This window comes from Allobosea sp. 01N443 (genome assembly GCF_056399325.1).
This window is the reverse complement of the sequence record NZ_JBFTRC010000003.1, coordinates 20,448-36,910: the sequence shown is the minus strand read 5'-3', so window position 1 is coordinate 36,910 and position 16,463 is coordinate 20,448. Positions and strand designations below refer to the sequence as shown.

14 protein-coding genes are annotated in these 16,463 nt (G+C 64.8%); 6 read left to right on the top strand and 8 right to left on the bottom strand.

Features of this window, described 5'->3' with window-relative positions; translation table 11 throughout:
• Positions 1 to 214: 214 nt before the first annotated feature.
• Positions 215 to 1,258 carry a transporter substrate-binding domain-containing protein gene (locus AC1DRP_RS01900; RefSeq protein WP_476767656.1) on the bottom strand — a complete coding sequence of 348 codons (1,044 nt, stop codon included), beginning with the start codon at positions 1,256 to 1,258 and terminating at the stop codon, positions 215 to 217.
• A 513-nt stretch (positions 1,259 to 1,771) separates the two neighbouring features.
• Between AC1DRP_RS01900 and pepT the strand changes: the two genes are divergently transcribed.
• The 6 genes from pepT (at position 1,772) to AC1DRP_RS01870 (ending at position 9,752) form a co-directional block, all read left to right on the top strand.
• A complete protein-coding gene (gene pepT / locus AC1DRP_RS01895) occupies positions 1,772 to 3,028 on the top strand; it encodes a peptidase T (RefSeq protein ID WP_441504252.1) in 1,257 nt (418 codons plus the stop codon).
• A 321-nt stretch (positions 3,029 to 3,349) separates the two neighbouring features.
• Positions 3,350 to 4,177 (top strand): helix-turn-helix transcriptional regulator, encoded by an 828-nt coding sequence (locus AC1DRP_RS01890; RefSeq protein ID WP_476767655.1) that lies wholly within the window; start codon positions 3,350 to 3,352, stop codon positions 4,175 to 4,177.
• A 314-nt stretch (positions 4,178 to 4,491) separates the two neighbouring features.
• Positions 4,492 to 6,564 (top strand): TonB-dependent siderophore receptor, encoded by a 2,073-nt coding sequence (locus AC1DRP_RS01885; RefSeq protein ID WP_476767654.1) that lies wholly within the window; start codon positions 4,492 to 4,494, stop codon positions 6,562 to 6,564.
• 11 nt (positions 6,565 to 6,575) lie between these two features.
• Positions 6,576 to 7,433 carry an alpha/beta hydrolase gene (locus AC1DRP_RS01880; RefSeq protein ID WP_476767653.1) on the top strand — a complete coding sequence of 286 codons (858 nt, stop codon included), beginning with the start codon at positions 6,576 to 6,578 and terminating at the stop codon, positions 7,431 to 7,433.
• The gene (locus tag AC1DRP_RS01875; RefSeq protein WP_476767652.1) at positions 7,430 to 8,611 is read left to right on the top strand and encodes an ABC transporter substrate-binding protein; all 1,182 of its coding nucleotides are present in this window, start codon (positions 7,430 to 7,432) and stop codon (positions 8,609 to 8,611) included. The genes AC1DRP_RS01880 and AC1DRP_RS01875 overlap by 4 nt, the downstream gene beginning before the upstream one ends.
• Positions 8,612 to 8,663: 52 nt before the next feature.
• Positions 8,664 to 9,752, top strand: a complete 1,089-nt coding sequence (locus tag AC1DRP_RS01870) for a DUF2218 domain-containing protein (protein ID WP_441504247.1) — start codon at positions 8,664 to 8,666, stop codon at positions 9,750 to 9,752.
• A 100-nt stretch (positions 9,753 to 9,852) separates the two neighbouring features.
• On the opposite strand, the gene AC1DRP_RS01865 is transcribed toward AC1DRP_RS01870, so the two are convergent.
• From AC1DRP_RS01865 to AC1DRP_RS01835, 7 genes are read right to left on the bottom strand one after another with little or no spacing between them, the layout of a single operon-like run.
• Positions 9,853 to 10,809, bottom strand: a complete 957-nt coding sequence (locus AC1DRP_RS01865) for a VOC family protein (protein WP_441504246.1) — start codon at positions 10,807 to 10,809, stop codon at positions 9,853 to 9,855.
• Entirely contained in the window at positions 10,806 to 11,912 is a 1,107-nt protein-coding gene (locus AC1DRP_RS01860; protein WP_476767651.1) for a 5-methyltetrahydropteroyltriglutamate--homocysteine S-methyltransferase, read from the bottom strand. Before AC1DRP_RS01860 ends, AC1DRP_RS01865 begins: the two co-directional genes overlap by 4 nt.
• Positions 11,913 to 11,939: 27 nt before the next feature.
• Positions 11,940 to 12,650, bottom strand: a complete 711-nt coding sequence (locus tag AC1DRP_RS01855) for an ABC transporter ATP-binding protein (protein WP_441504244.1) — start codon at positions 12,648 to 12,650, stop codon at positions 11,940 to 11,942.
• Complete coding sequence (locus AC1DRP_RS01850) at positions 12,643 to 13,395, bottom strand: ABC transporter ATP-binding protein (RefSeq protein WP_441504243.1); 753 nt, start codon at positions 13,393 to 13,395, stop codon at positions 12,643 to 12,645. Before AC1DRP_RS01850 ends, AC1DRP_RS01855 begins: the two co-directional genes overlap by 8 nt.
• Complete coding sequence (locus AC1DRP_RS01845; RefSeq protein ID WP_476767650.1) at positions 13,392 to 14,393, bottom strand: branched-chain amino acid ABC transporter permease; 1,002 nt, start codon at positions 14,391 to 14,393, stop codon at positions 13,392 to 13,394. The genes AC1DRP_RS01850 and AC1DRP_RS01845 overlap by 4 nt, the downstream gene beginning before the upstream one ends.
• Entirely contained in the window at positions 14,390 to 15,247 is an 858-nt protein-coding gene (locus tag AC1DRP_RS01840; RefSeq protein ID WP_476767649.1) for a branched-chain amino acid ABC transporter permease, read from the bottom strand. The genes AC1DRP_RS01845 and AC1DRP_RS01840 overlap by 4 nt, the downstream gene beginning before the upstream one ends.
• A 27-nt stretch (positions 15,248 to 15,274) precedes the next feature.
• Positions 15,275 to 16,450 carry an ABC transporter substrate-binding protein gene (locus AC1DRP_RS01835; protein WP_441504240.1) on the bottom strand — a complete coding sequence of 392 codons (1,176 nt, stop codon included), beginning with the start codon at positions 16,448 to 16,450 and terminating at the stop codon, positions 15,275 to 15,277.
• Between the last annotated feature and the right edge of the window lie 13 nt (positions 16,451 to 16,463).

Sequence of the window (16,463 nt, the reverse complement as noted above, 5' to 3'; positions counted from 1 at the left end):
CATCGGCCGTCTCGGAAGAGCAGGCGACGGCGGTGCCGGAACGCATTCCGGCTCGCCGAGCGGTCGGCGAGCCGGAAGAAGGACACGCAGTCGCACTGCGGTTGAACGACGGCCTAGAGCATCGGCCCGAAAAGTGGATTGCGGTTTTCGGGAAAGCCGATGCAAAGACAAAGGGTTAGATCATCGGACTGGATACGATATCCGGTCCGATGATCTAGCGGACGGGGAACGCGAAGATCAGTCCGCCATCCCTGGCCAGGCGGTTCGGAGACGCTGAGCGGTCCATGGCGAGGGGCGAGCCCTTGCCGATATGCTTTTCGAAAACCTCGCCGTAATTGCCGACCTGCTTGATGATCTGCGCACTCCAGTCGGGACGCAGGCCAAGCTTCTTCGCCATGTCGGCAGTTTGCCCGGTCGGGGAGATCAACCGTTGCTCGTCGACTGGCAGATCCTTGAGCGAGGCGAGCTTGGCATCGATATTCTGCGAGGTGACACCGAATTCCTCGGCGGCGATCATGATCTGGACGCCCCAGAACAGCGTCTTCTCCAGCTCCGTATCCGGGCGCGACACAAGGGCGAGCGGCTCGGTGGCTGAACGTTGGGGAACGATCACGTAATCGTCCGGCTTCGGTGCCAGCAGACGATCGGCGGCCAGGGCCGATACCGAGCTCGCCACCGCATCGCATTTTCCGGAGAAGAATGCCTGCAGGCGTGCGGTCTTGTCGGCGATGTTCTCGACCTTGTAGGGCAGCTTCGCGGTGCCGAACCAGTCGGCGAGATAAAGCAGCGTCGTCGAGCCTTCTTCGGCACAGACGGTCGCGCCGGACAGGTCAGCGAGCTTCGTCATGCCGAGGCTTTTCGGCACCATGAAGCCCTGCCCGTCATAGAAGGTGGTCGTCACGAAGGACACGCCGGGATCGGCGTCGCGGGTGCCGGTCGCGGTGATGCCGCGCGAGGCAATATGTGCGCTGCCGCTGATGATCGCCTTCAGGCTGTCGGAGAACCCGATGCCGCGCAGCTCGGCCTTGGCCCCATCGCCGAAGATCGCAGCCGCCGCCATGCGGCAGAAATCGACATTGAAGCCGCGGAATGCGCCCTGGCTGTCGGGGACGGAGAAGCCGGGTGAATTCGGATTGACCAGGCAGACGAACTTTCCGTCCTGCTTGATCTTGTCGAGGACCGGGCCAGCCTGTGCGCCCGGCGCAGCGGCAAGCAGAACGGCCGCGGACAAGGCCATGCGGAGCACGTGAAACGCCATATCAATCCCCCTCTTCCCTCTGGAAGCTTATAGCTATCTACCTGTATACAGCAACGCAGCAAACCGTCAAACCCACGGCATCGCTCGCGGCGCTTTCCGTCGCGATGCCTCCCCATTCTGAAGACCCAGATCGAAGAGCCCCTCCCGGGGGTTCCGGTATGGCGCCTGAATCGAGGGCGGCCAGACCGGGCCATGGCAGACCAACGATGGCCTGTGCCTCCTGGTCGGGCCTTGAAGAGGGCGGCAGTTGCGAGGACCGTTGCTGGCGCGTCGGGGCCTGCTCGTCCCGGTTCGGTGCACAATCGCGACGCCCCGCCACACCACCCGGATTGCGGCACACGAAGGGGAGACCAGCCGGGCCGCCCCTGTCCGGCAGCCGCCATTGCGCTTGGTTCGTCGCAGCGGGAGCAGCCAATGGCCGGCCGCGATCGCGCCGGTTGCTTTCGGGGAACGGAAACGCCGACATACCGCCTGACACGGCATCAGAGCCTCGAAGAGTCCAATGGAGCAGGAATGAGCATTCGCGAGCAACTGGTCGAACGATTCTTCCGCTATCTGGCGGTTGAGAGTCAGAGCGACGCCACAGCGACGACGCTGCCGACCACTCCGGGCCAGCAGCGGCTCGCCGCATTGCTTGCAGAAGAGCTGCGCGCACTTGGACTTGAAAGGGTCGTGCTTGACGACCACGCCACCGTCACCGCCATGAAGCCGGGCACGAGGCCGGGCGCGCCGAGGATCGGCTTCATCGCGCATCTCGACACGATCGACACCGGCCTCTCGCCGACGATCCGCCCGCGCATCCTGCGCTTCGAGGGCGAGGATCTTTGCCTGAACCCGGAAAGGGACGTCTGGCTGCGCGTGGCGGAGCATCCCGAGATCCGCTCCTGGGTCGGGCAGGACATCATCGTCGGTGACGGAACGAGTGTGCTCGGAGCCGACAACAAGGCCGCGATTGCCGTAATCATGACGCTGCTCGAGCAGCTCGGCGCCGGGAGCCAGCATGGCGACATCCTGGTCGCCTTCGTTCCTGACGAGGAGATTGGCCTGCGCGGCGCGAAGGCACTCGACCTCGCCCGCTTCGACTGCGATTTCGCCTATACGATCGATTGCTGCGAACTTGGCGAGGTCGTGATCGAGAATTTCAACGCCGCTGCAGGCGAGATCGTCTTCACTGGCGTTACCGCCCACCCGATGTCGGCGAAGGACATCCTCGTGAACCCGCTGCTGATGGCGCTCGACTTCATCAGCCAGTTCGACCGCGCGGAAACGCCCGAGCACACCGAGGGCCGCGAAGGCTATTTCTGGTTCAACGACATCGTCGCCAATGCCAGCGAGGCGCGCCTGCGCGTCTTGATCCGCGACTTCGACAGGGAGCAGTTCGAGCGGCGCAAACGGCGCATCCGCAAGGTTGCCGACCTGATTGCCGCGCAATATCCCAAAGGCCGTGTCGACTGCCAGGTGACCGATACCTACAGCAACATCCATGACAGCCTGGGCGATGACCGCCGCTCGGTCGACCTGCTCTTTGCGGCGCTGAAGGCACTGCAGATCGAGCCGAAGCTGATCCCGATGCGCGGCGGAACAGACGGCGCAGCGCTCTCGGCCAAGGGATTGCCGACCCCCAACTTCTTCACGGGCGCGTACAACTTCCACTCGCGCTTCGAGTTCCTGCCTGTTCCCGCCTTCGAGAAATCATGGGAGGTCGCGCGCATGATCTGCACCTTGGCAGCGCAATCAAACGGCCCACTCGAGGTAACCCGCCCGGATTGAACGGGTCCGCGCTGAGCGTCGTCGGTCGCAAAAGGGTTCATGCTCCCGACGACACCAGCGGGCAGATCGGATCGGGCGCCCGGACGCGTCCTGGCAAGGGGACCTTCGCCGGACGTCAGCGGCGCGCCTCGTCGCGCTCGACATCTACGCTGCCACGGCCGCCCGAACGGCAGACCGCGTGTAAGTCCAGGATCATTAGAATTCTTACAAACTATTGATATTGAAGAGATTTACGTTTCTCGTCTATGACGGATCCCAGGGTACGGATGCCATGGGGCAGGAATGGACGATAGGCTCGATCAGGATCGGTCGTCGGCTTCGATGCAGTTGTTCTCGAAGCGGCTGAAGGTGTCCGCCGGAACGTTTCGGCACGGGCGGGGCGAACAGGTCGTCGGGCCGATGAAGCGGGGGCTCAAGGTCGTCGTCATGCTGCAGGGACATCAGTCCTATGAGCTCGACGACAGGCCGCCTCTGACCATCAACAGCCCGATGCTGCTGGTCGCCGCCAATGACGGCGATCATGTCCAGAAACGGACCTGCCTGTCGGGCGAGGGCGTGCGCTGCGCGATCGTGCAGCTCGATGCCGACTTCGCGCAGGACGAACTCGGCGCCAGCTTCTCAGGTCTGATGGGACAGATGCAGGGCAGCGGGATCGGCCCGGGACTATGGGCGCGCGCTGCCGGCGCCGATCTGCGCGGGATCGCGCTGCAGATGGCGGAGTGCCAGATCGAAGGCGCGATGCGCAATCTCTACATGGCCGGGAAGGCGCTCGAACTCGCGGCCACAGTTGTGGACCAGATCGTCAACGAGCGGCCGCAGCGAGCCGCGCGGCTGTCGCCGCGAACGATCGAGCAACTGCGTGCGGCGCACGCTCTGCTTCTTCAATCGGCCCGCAATCCCCCGACACTGGGGGAACTCGCCAGGAATACCGGCCTCAATGTCACCAAGCTGACGGCTGGATTTCGTCAGCTCTACGGAGCGAGCGTTTTCGACTATCTCCAGGCCCATCGCCTGCAACAGGCCTACGACCTGATCCGCAGCGGCGAGAAGAGCGTCGCCGAGGCGGCCTACCACGTCGGATACAACCCTGCGCATTTCTCGGGGATTTTCCGGAAGCGCTTCGGCATTCTGCCCAGCACCTTGCGTTGACGCCGCTCTGCTGAAGTTCTGGCAACCGATTGGAAGGCTTCGAAACTCATTCGAAAGAAATACTGCGGGCAGCCAAAGTCGATCCGATTGCCCCGATTGTTGTGCTGGTCGAGAAGAAACCCGCAATACGGCGGGGCATCTCGATCATGAACACATGCAACTCGAACAAGGATGGATCTTGGTCGATCCGAGCAGCAGGCGCTCCTGTATGCTTCTGGCGTCGTGCCAGGACCGTGGCGCTCGCCAGCGTCGCTCTCAGTGTTCTTCCGGTCGCGCTCGCTGGTCCAGCCCTCGCTCAAAGCGAATCTCCCACCGTGTCGCTCGACACGATCGAAGTTCAAGGCGCGACGGAGAAGGCGAATGGGCCGGTCGACGGCTATATCGCGCGGCGCAGCGCCAGCGGCACCAAGACCGACACTCCCCTGATCGAGACGCCGCAATCGATCACGGTCATCCCGCGCGCCCAGATCGACGATCAGGCCGCGCAGAGCGTCGGCCAGGCGCTTCGCTATTCCGCCGGCGTCCTGGCGGAGACGCGCCTGTCCTCGGGTCGCTACGACAGCACCTTCATCCGAGGCTTTGGCGGTAGCGGTTCGAATGCAGGCTTCGTCAATTTCCAGGACGGCCTGCGTGTCCAACGCGGCGTCAATTTCCTCGTCCCGGCCATGGAAACCTACGGGCTGGAGCGGATCGAGGTGCTGCGCGGTCCGGCTTCCGTGATCTTCGGGCAGGTCAAGCCGGGCGGCCTAGTGAATCTGGTCAGCAAGCGCCCGACGGATCAAGCCTTTGGCGAGATCCAGGCTCAGATCGGCTCGCATCAGCGCCGCCAGCTCGCCTTCGACATCGGCGGGCCGGTGAACCCGGACAAGACGGTCCTCTACCGGATCGTCGGGCTCGGCAGGGCCGCAGATACGCAGGTCGATTTCACCAAGGAGGAGCGGGTCTTTATCGCGCCATCGCTGACCTTCCAGCCAAGCGCTGCGACGAGCCTGACCATCCTCACCTCCTTCCAGCGCGACCCGGAAACCGGCTTCTACGGCTTCATCCCGGCAGTCGGCAGCGCATTGCCTAACCGCTACGGCCGGATCCCCAGCAAGTTCTTCCCCGGCGAGCCCGCCTATGAGGGCTATAGCCGAAACCAGATCGCAGCAGGTTACGCGCTCGAGCACCGCTTCAACGATGTCTTCAGCTTCCGCCAGAATCTGCGGTTCACCGACCTCGAGTCGCGCTTCAGGACTGTCGCCGTGGCAAGCCTGGCCGCCGACCAGCRCACGCTCATGCGCCGCGTGACGGCGTCGAACGAGAAGGCCCGGACCTTCGGCATCGACAACCAGCTCCAGGCCGATTTCCGCACCGGTCCGCTGACTCACAAGGTCCTGCTCGGCGTCGACGGCTATTGGATGGACGGCACCGCCTTCACCGGCGCGGGTGGCACCGTCCAGACCCTCGATTGGGTCAACCCGGTCTATGGCCGCACGCCCTTTGCAACACCGGCCCTGCCCGGCACCACGCAGGAAACGACGCAGTTCGGCGTCTATCTCCAGGACCAGATCAAGCTCGACCGGCTCTCGCTCCTCATCGGCGGGCGCTTCGACAACGCCAGAAGCCGCACGCGCGCCCTCACCAATGGCGCACTGACGAAGCAGGACGACGACGCCACGACAGGCCGCGCCGCATTGATGTACAATTTCGACAATGGCCTGGCGCCCTATGCGAGCTATTCGACCTCGTTCGAACCGGTTGCGGGCACGACCTTTGGCGGCTCGCCCTTCAAACCGACCGATGGCGAGCAGTATGAGGTCGGCCTGAAATACGCGCCGCCCGGCTACGACGCCTTCATCCAGGCAGCCGTGTATCAACTGACCCAGAGCAATGTGCCGACGGCCGACCCCGCCAATGCGGGCTTCCAGATCCAGACGGGCGAGGTACGGGCGCGTGGTTTCGAGGTCGAGGGTCGGGCGAAGCTGTTCGACAGTCTCGAGCTGATCGCGGCCTATGCCTATACCGACGCCGAGGTGACGAAGAGCACCGGCGTCGACCTCGGCAAGAGGCCGACGGTGGTCCCCCGCAACATGGCTTCACTCTGGGGCCACTATACCTTCAAGACGGGCCTGTTTGCGGGCTTCGCCCTGGGCGGCGGCGTGCGTTATGTCGGCGAGGGCGCAGGTGATCCCGGCAACACCTTCAAGACGCCGGACTACACCCTGCTCGATGCGGCCATCAGCTATGATTTCGGTGTCCGGGCCCAGGCGCTGAAGGGCTGGAAGGTTCAGGTCAATGCCCAGAACCTGCTCGACAAGGACTATGTCGCGGGTTGCTACGCGCTGACCCAGTGCTCGTTCGGCCTTCGCCGAACGGTGCTTGCGACCCTGTCCTACAAATGGTGAGCCGCGACGGCATGGACGCCACGAGATTTCGCAACACAGCCGGCCCCGAGCTCCCGTCAGCGGAGCCCGCGACTCTGGCGCAGGCGCGTCAGCTGGACATCGTGGCAGGCCATGGCGAGATCTATCGGCTGCTGATCGCGATCCCGCCGGGTCCGGCACCGGCGGCCGGGTTTCCGGTGATCTATCTGGTCGACGGCAATGCTCTCTTTGCCACGGCCGTCGAGACGGCACAGCTCCAGGGTCGGCGGCAGGATGTGACAGGGGTCGACCCGGCGATCATCGTGGGCATCGGTTACCCCATCGACGCTCCGTTCGATGGTGCGCGCCGACAAGGCGATCTCCTGCCGGACGAGGGAGGTGCGGACCGGTTCCTCGACTTCATCGAGGAGAGCGTAAAGCCGGCGGTCGCAGCGCTCGCCGCCATCGACCCCAGCCGCCAGGCTCTGGTGGGGCATTCCTTCGGTGGCTTGTTCGCACTGCATGCGCTGTTCACGCGGCCTGAGCAGTTCAGGTCCTATGTCGCCGGCAGCCCTTCGATATGGTGGAACGATCGCGCGATCGAGGTCAGCGAGGCCAGTTTTGTCGCGCGCCGCCGCGATGGGCCCCTGCCGCGGCTGCTGATCACAGCTGGAGGCAGCGAGCAGGCACGCGACGCGCGCACCTCTCCGGAACGCGCTCAACGCCTGCATATGGCGCGCATGCTTGACAATGCTGCCGAAATGGCGCTGCGCCTGRCCTCGTCRCACCGCGTCGCGGTGGAGCATGTGATCTTCGACGGCGAGAACCACATCTCGGTCATCCCCGCGATGCTGGCCAGGGCGGTTTCGTTCGCGATCGCCGGCACCGCCGGCCGGGAGACGACGGCATGAGCCAGGTACGGATCTCGTCGCGCGAGCTGCGGCCATTTGCGTGGGTTCTGGGCCTCGTGCTGACGCTGTTTGCGTTGACGGCGGCCGGCCCGGYCCCGGCCGCTCCCGTGACGGTGACGGATGTGCTCGGTCGCACGGTGACCTTGCCGGGCCCGGCCAAGCGCATCGTGCTGGGGCAGGGTCGCCAGCTCAATGCGCTGGGGCTCATTCATCCCGACCCGATCAGCCTGCTTGTCGGCTGGGGCAATGACTTCCAGCGCCAGATGGGCGAGGCCTATGCGCTGTACCGCGCGCGGTTCCCCGCGATCGAGACGCTGCCGACTGTCGGAGACGGCACCGCAGACGGGTTTTCCTTCGAGAAGGCGGTCGAACTTGCCCCGGACCTGGTCGTTCTGAGCCTGTCGATCGCCGGCACGCGCCGCGGCCCTGGCGATCTCGTCGCGAAATTCGAGGCGGCGGGCATCCCGGTGATCGTGGTGGATTTCTTCCTGCAGCCGTTCCGCGACACGATGCCCAGCCTGCGCATCCTCGGCAAGGCGATCGGCAGGGAGGCTGCGGCCGAAGAGTTCGTCACCTTCTACCAAGACCGGAGACAGCGCATCGCCCAGCGGCTTGGTCCGGTTGAGCGACCGTCCGTCTTCATGCATGCGCATGCCGGAAGCGCCGAATGCTGCTTCTCGCCGGGAAAGGGTACCTTCGACGACTACATCACGGCCGCGGGCGGAAGAAATATCGCGGCAGCGTTGCTGCCGGGAGCGACAGGCCAGATCAGCCTCGAGCAGGTTCTCGCTGTTGACCCGGCGATCTATATCGCGACAGGCGGCACCCATCTCGCAAAGAGCGGCGGGCTGGTGCTGGGTCTGGGCGTTCCCGCCGAGGTCGCGTCGCGCAGCCTTGCAGCCCAGCTCGCTCGTCCCGGCCTCAAGGCATTGACGGCGGTGAGGAACGGCCAGGCCTATGGTCTCTGGCATCTGTTCAACGACACCCCCACCCATATCGCGGCGATCGAGGCGATGGCGAAGTGGTTCCATCCGCAGCTGTTCGCCGATATCGACCCGCAGGCGACTCTGGACGAGATCTCCCGGCGCTTCTCGGCGATCCCGCTACAGGGAACGTTCTGGCTCGAGCCGCAAAGCGGAAAGCCGCAAGACTTGGCAAGCCCGCCGGCAAAGCCATGAATTTCGCTGCAAATCCCGCCTCCCCCGCCGCTGCCCGCGAGGTTGCCCTGCCATGACCGCTCTCGTTGCCCACGCGCGGATCGCTCTGGCCGATCCGGACGCCGTCATCGCTCCGCTCTGCGAACATCTCGTCGAGCATGGGGCTGAGATCACACAGGAGGAGGGCGCGACGATCATTGCGCTGGGCAGCTATCGCGGCCGGCTGCAGTCCAGCGACGGGCATCTCGTCGTGCGCGCCGAGGCCCCCGATTTGGCGAGCCTGCAGGGCGCCAAACAGGCGATCGCGAGCCATATCATCGAGTTTGCGCCGCGCGGCGAGGCCGTTCCCCTGATCGCCTGGACGGGAGCGGGCAGCGGCGTGGCGATCCCATCGAGTTTTCGCATCCTGACTGTGACTGGCGTTCGGGATATCTCGCCGCATATGCGCCGGATCAGCTTCCAGGGCGACGACCTTGCCAGGTTCGACAGCCTGGAGGCACTGCATGTCAGGTTGTTCCTGCCGCCGCCTGATCTGGCCGAGCCGGAATGGCCGACATTCGGAGAGGATGGGATCTTGCGTCTGCCGGAAGCAAACAAGGCGCCGGCGGTGCGCAAATACACGATCCGAGAGATCGATACGGTCGCGGGAACGGTCGCGCTCGATTTCGTGCTGCACGAGGATGCCGGTCCCGGCGCAGCCTTCGCGGCGCGGGCCCGGCCGGGCGATCGCATCGGCATGGCAGGCCCCGGCGGACGTGGCTTGCGCGAGGCCGACTGGTATCTGTTCATGGGCGACGAGACCGCGCTGCCTGCGATCGGTCGCATGCTCGCCCACCTGCCACTAACGGCACGGGGCCTCGCTTTCATCGAAGTCACCGATGCCGGTGAAGAGCAGGCCCTGGTCTGCCCCGCCGGTGTGGAGATTCGCTGGCTGCATCGCCAGGGCGCCGAGGCCGGCACCACGACACTGCTCCAGGACGTCTTTGACGCTGTCCTGTGGCCTTCGGACGAGGCGACCGTCTATCTCTGGGCCGCGCTCGAACATGCCGGCTTCAAGGCCCTTCGCATGGCCGCCCGCAAGCGTCTGCGGCCCGAGCGCGATCATCATCTGATCGTCAGCTATTGGCGTCGCGGCATCAGCGAAGACCGGCAAGCCGACTGAATTTGCGGCACTACGCCGGGCCTGACCGCCCTCCGTTTCGGGGCGCGACGGGGCTCGGGCCGCCAGCGGGTGATCGAACTCTCGCGGCCGCCTTCTCCACTCATCCGGCGGCCGGCGGGGTACCGTGCGTGTGGAAGCTCTCGATCGTCTTCAGCCCCCACGCCTGCCCCTTCTTCCGCTCGGTTTCGGTCCACGTCACCGTCTGCCAGTCCGGATCGAGAATGAGGCGTGCGCCGGCATTGGCGATCTCGATGCGATTGCCGGCGGGCTCGTAGACATAGAGAAAAAAGGTCTGCTGAACCGCGTGCTTATGGGGCCCGGTCTCGATGTGAATGCCGTTCTCGAGAAAGATGTCGGCGGCTTCGAGAATGTGTTCGCGCTGGTCGGCCGCATAGGTGAGGTGGTGGAAGCGCCCGAGAGCCGCGGTGTGGTCGCGCGTATAGGCGATGTCGTAGCTCTTGTTGTTGACGGTGAACCAGCAGCCGCCAACCTCGCCGGAATCGAGCACGATCTGTTCCGTGATGCGGCTGCCCAGGGCCTTCGGCATGAAATCGCGGATCACCGCGACGTCCTGCGCCAGCAGATTGAGATGGTCGAGACGGCGTACAGCACAGCCGCGACCGTGATTGCGTTGCGCCTGGTTCTTCAGCGCCGGCCGTTCGTGCGGCGGCGCCGCGTATTTTTGGGTGTCGAAATAGATCTCGAACACATGATTGTCGGGATCGCGGAACCGGTAGGCCTTGCCATGGCCGAGATCGCCGTCGTTCCAGCCGATGCCGGCCCCCATGGCCTCGATCGCGTTGACCCGGCGCATCAGGCCAGTCTCGCTTGTCGCCCGATAGCCGATATGGCCGACCCCCGTCGTGGTCGAGGCCGTGAGTTTCAGCGTGTGGAACTCATAGTCGTCCCAGGCGCGCAGATAGACGCTGTCGCCCTCCCGTCCGCTCTCGGTCAGCCCGAGGATATTGACGAAGAAGTCGAGGCTGGCCTCCGGCTTGTTCGTGAACAGCTCGACATGGGCGAGATGAGCGATATCGAAACAGGGTTCCTGGCTCATCCCCACACCTCCTGCGCCACCTCGACGATGCGCGCCAGCTTGGCCCATTGCTCGTCCTCCGCCAGCACATTGCCCTCTTCGGTGGAGGCGAAGCCGCATTGGGGCGAGAGGCAGAGCTGATCCAGGGGCGCGAAGGCCGAGGCCTGCTCGATCCGCCGCTTCAGGTTGTCCTTGCTCTCGACGCTGCCGAACTTCGAGGTGACGAGGCCCAGCACGACCTGCTTGCCCTTCGGCAGGAAGCGCAGCGGCTCGAAGCCGCCGKAGCGGTCATCGTCCCATTCCATGAAATAGCCGTCGACATTGATCTGGTTGAAGACCATGTCGGCGACGGGCTCATAGCCGCCGGAGGCGATGAAGGTCGATTTGAAGTTGCCGCGGCAGGTATGAGTGGTGATCGTCATGTCCGCCGGCTTGGCCGCCGTCGCCGTGTTGATGACGTCGCGATAGATATGGATCAGCTTGTCGGGGTCATCGCCACGATCGACCAGCATCTGGCGCTGCTCGGGATCGCAGAAATAGGAGAGGCTGGTATCGTCGAGCTGCAGGTAGCGGCAGCCGGCGTCGTAAAAGGCCTTCACCGCCTTGGCGTAGGCCTTGCCGAGATCGGTGTAGTAATCCTCCATCCTGAAATAGGCGGAGATATCGACGGCTTTCCGGCCGCCGCGATAGTGCAGCATGCTCGGGCTCGGGATCGTCATTTTCGGCACGCGATCGGTGACGGAGGCAAGAAACCTGAAATGGGCGAGATGCGGGTGGTCGTCGGGGAAATCGAGTTTGCCGGTCACGCGAAGGCCGCGGGCCTTGGTCGCGACGCCCTTGAACTGGATGCCTGAATCCGAGTCGTATCCCTGCACGCCGGAGAGATTCTCCAGGAAATCGAAATGCCAGAAGGCGCGGCGGAACTCGCCGTCCGTGACCGCCTGGAGCCCCACCTCCTCCTGCTTCTTCACCAGCGCCCTGATCTCGGCATCCTCGATCGCCGTCAGATCGGCGGCGGAGATTTCGCCGGTCACGAGCTTGGCGCGCGCGTCCTTGACGCGTGCGCTGCGCAACAGGCTTCCAACCATATCGGCTCGGAACGGCGGCTTGTGTCGGAGGGGCATGCGGTTTCCYTCCCTGATCATGGTCTTCTAGGCAGCGGCGCTGAGGCCGAGATGGCGCTCCAGCCGCGCCGGTTCGCGCAGCAGCGCGGCACTGTCGTCGGCGAGCACGACACGACCGCGCTCCAGCACGATCGCGGTGTCGGTCAGCTCCAGAATTGTCCTGGCATGCTGTTCGATGACGATGGCTGCCAGCCCTTCGTCCCGGAACAGCGTCTTCAACGCCGCGAGCAGTTCCTCGACGATGATCGGCGCCAGCCCCTCGGTCGGTTCGTCCAGAAGCAGCAGCCTGGGATTGAGCATCAGGGCGCGGCCAATGGCCAGCATCTGCTGTTCGCCGCCGGAGAGCTGGTTGCCAAGATTGCTCTTGCGTTCGGCGAGGCGCGGAAACATCCGGAAGACGCGTTCCGTCGTCCATGGGCCGGGGCGCGCAACCGCAGTCAGGTTCTCGACAACGGTCAGCGACTTGAAGATGTTGCGCTCCTGCGGCACCCAGCCGATGCCGGCATGGGCACGCTGCTCGGGCGTAGCCGTGGAGATGTCGACATCGGCAAGCGTGATCCGCCCGGCTCGCCGACGCGTCACGCCGATGATCGTGTTGACCAGCGTCGTCTTGCCGACGCCGTTGCGGCCCAGCAAGGCGAGCGAGCGCCCCTCGTCGAGCGAGAGCGCGACATCGAACAGGACGAGAGCGTCGCCGTAGCCGGCGTTCAGGCCTTCGATCCGCAGGAGCTCAGACATGGGCGGCCTCGCCGAGATAGGCCTGCTTGACGGCGGGGTCGCGCGCGACCACCGCAGGTTCGCCTTCCGTCAGCACGCGGCCATTGACGAGAACGGTGATCCGGGTCGCGAACCGGAAGATGATGTCCATGTCGTGTTCGATCAGCAGCACCGAGACATCGTCCGGCAATGCTGCGACCGTCTCCAGCAATTCGCGCCTCTCGGCTTCGGGAACGCCGGCGGCGGGCTCGTCGAGCAGGAGCACGCTCGGCCTGGCCGCAAAGGCCGCGGCGATCTCGATCTGGCGCTGCTTGCCATAGGGCAATGTCGCGATGCGCTGATCCATGATGTCCTCGAGCTTGAAGCGGGCGAGGATATCGGCCGTCTCGGCGATGGCCTCGTCATCGGCGTCGAGCCTTTGGAAAAGCCGCATGCCCCGGCCGAGCCGCTCTGCGGTGACGAGAGAGATCATCTCGAGCGGCGTCATTGTGCCGAAGAGCTGATTGATCTGGAAGGTTCGGGCGACACCGCGCTTGACCCGCGCCTCTCGCGACAGGCCGGTAATGTCCTGCCCCATCAGGCTCACACGCCCCGATGTCGGCCGCAGAACCCCTGTGAGCAGATTGACGAAGGTCGTCTTGCCCGCGCCGTTCGGGCCGATCAGCGCGTGGCGCGCGCCCTTTTCCAGCGAGAACGTCACGTCGTCGGTCGCAGTGATGCCGCCGAAGGTCTTGACGAGATCGAAGGTCTGCAGGACGGCGCTCACGACGAGGCCCCACGTTTCGGAAACCGCGCGACCAGCGCCTTGATCGCGCCATGGATCAGTTCACGACCACCAAGGACGAAGAGGACGAGGAAAAGCCCGATCCAGAACATCCAGTATTGCGGGGTGAAGGTCGCGATGGCGTCCTGCAGGAACTTGAACGCGATCGCACCGATCAGGCCGCCATAGAGATAGCCGGTCCCGCCGATGATCAGCACCAGCATCAGGTCGGCTGAACGGTGGAAGTCGAACACGTCCAGGGAGACGAATTGCGTGGTTTGGGCGAGCAATGCGCCCGCAGCCCCGGCATAGGCCGCCGACAAGGCATAGATGGCCGCAAGGCGCCAAGGGACAGGCACGCCGGATGCGGCGGCGCGCAGTTGATTGTCGCGGATGCCGCGAAGGGACAAGCCGAACGGCGAATTCACGATGCGCCGCGCGATCAGGAACAGGATGAACAGCACCGACAGCGAATAGAGGTAGGCCGTGCGGCCGAAGATATCGAAATCGAACGTCCCGAAGACCGGCGCCATCGTGATGCCCTGCAGGCCGTCGGCGCCACCGGTGAGCCATGCCAGCGAGTTTGCAACCTCGTAGAGGATCAATGCCACGCCGAGCGTGATCATGAGGCGGGTCAGATCCGTGCCGCGCAGGACGAGCGGACTGGTGAGCAGCCCGAGCAGCGCGGATGTCGCCATGCCGAATGCCAGGCCGGCCAGTGGATCGGCCGTGACATACTTGGCCAACAGCCCGGCCGAATAAGCCCCCATCCCCAGGAAGGCGGCGTGCCCCAGCGATACGATCCCGGCATAGCCGAGGATCAGATCGAGCGAGAGGGCGAACAGGGCAAGGATCGCGATCTCGTTGAGGATCAGAAAGCGCGTTGGAAACAGCACGAAGGACGCTGCGGCGAAGAGCCAGAATGCCAGTTCGCCTGGGTGCCAGCGCCGGGCGCGGTGCAGCGAGTGCCTGACGCGCTGTTCGAGAACCGTCCCGCTCATGTGCGAGCCCTCGCGAACAGGCCCTCGGGGCGAAGCAGCAGCAGGMTGACCATCAGCGCGTAGATGATGAAGGCTCCGGCCTGCGGGACCAGATATTTGCCCATCACATCGGCAACGCCGAGCAGCATGGCCGCGAGGAAGGGGCCGGTGATCGTCGAGGTGCCGCCGACCGTGACGACGATCAGGAAGTAGATCATGAATTTCAGCGGGAAGGTCGGATCGAGCCCCATGAGCTCGATCCCGAGCGCGCCGCCGAGCCCCGCCAGTCCGGAACCGAGCGCAAAGGTCAGGGCGAACAACCGGTTCACAGGAATGCCCAGGCCACGCGCGACGCGGGCATCGTCCACGGCGGCCCGCAGCCGGCTGCCGAAACGTGTTTTTGCAAAGCCCCATTGCAGGGCGACCGCAAGCAGCCCGCAGATCCCGATCACGAACAGGCGGTAATAGCCGATGCCGATACCGAGCACGTAGAAACGCCCCTGAAGCCAGGGCGGCAGCTGGATGATCTGCTGGCTCGAGCCGAGCAGCCAGTCGGTGCCCGCAACCGCCATGAAGACGAGACCGATCGAGAACATCACCTGATCGAGATGGCTCTTGGCATACATCGGTCGATAGACGAGCCGCTCGAGCACGATCCCCGCCAGCGCAGCGGCAAGGAAGGCGGCCGGAAGTGAAGCCAGGAACGGCAGGCCCAGCCGCTGCATCAGCAGCACGGTCACATAGCCGCCGAGCATGGCGAAGGCGCCATGGGCGAGATTGACGAAATTCATCAATCCCATCGTCACGGAAAGCCCGCAAGCGAGGACGAACAGCACCATCCCATAGGCGATGCCATCGAACAGGATGGTGAGCATGGCGTCGGTCCGGCCGCGTCAGACCGCCTATTTGCGCGCCTTCACGGGATCCTTGACCTGCGGGATCGTGGCAAACTCGACGTTGAACAGGTCGGAACCGACCTTCTCGGTGCGGCGGACATAGATGTTCTGGATGATGTCGCGCGTCGCCGGATCGATCGTGATCGGTCCGCGCGGGCTCTCCCAGGACGCGCCCTTCATCGCCGCGATGAGCTTTTCGCCGCCAGCGTCGCCATTTGTCGCCTTGAGCGCCTCGGCGATCAACCGCATGCCGTCATATCCGCCGACGGCCATGAAGTTCGGACGCACGCCTGGATTGGCGGCCTCGAACGCCTTCACGAAGGCCTGGTTGGCTGCGCTGTCGTGCTTGGCCGAATAATGATGCGTGGTGATGGCGCCGATCGCGACGTCCCCCATACCGTTGAGGATATCGTCATCGACCACGTCGCCTGGGCCGATCAGCTTGACGCCGGCCTTGTCGAGGCCGCGCTCGACGAACTGCTTCATGAACTGCGCGCCGATGCCCGACGGAACGAACACGAACAGGGCATCGGGCTTTGCCTCGGAGACGCGTTGCAGGAACGGCGCGAAATCCGGGTTGCGCAACGGCACGCGCACGCTTTCGACCGTGCCGCCGGCGGCCTTGAACTTGTTGGCGAAGGAGGTCTCGGCGTCGATCCCGGGGCCGTAATCGGTCACGACGGTGAAGACGCGCTTGATGCCGTTCGACCAGGCCCAGTCCGCCATCGGCTCGGACGCCTGCGGCAGGGTGAACGAGGTGCGCACGATGAAGGGCGAGGCCTCGGTGATCGACGCCGTCGCAGCCGCCATCACGATCTGCGGGATCTTGGCCTGGGTCGCGATCGGGGCCGTCGCCATGGCGAGCGGCGTCAGGCCGAAGCCAGCCAGAACCGCCACCTTGTCGTTGACCACGAGTTCCTGTGCGATCCGGCGCGTCGCATCGGCGTTGCCGGTATCGTCCTTGAGAATGACCTCCAGGCGCTTTCCGCCATGCATCGCGCCGTTCTGAGCCAGGAAGAGCTTCACGGCCGCTTCGATCTGGCGTCCCGTCGATGCGAAGGGGCCAGTCATCGGCAGGATCAGCCCGACCTTGACCACCTCCTGGGCCTGCGCCGTGGAGCCCAGTGTCGCCGCGAGCGCACCTGCCATGAAGGCCTTCAGAACCGTCCTGCGGAATGTCATCGTGATACCCCTC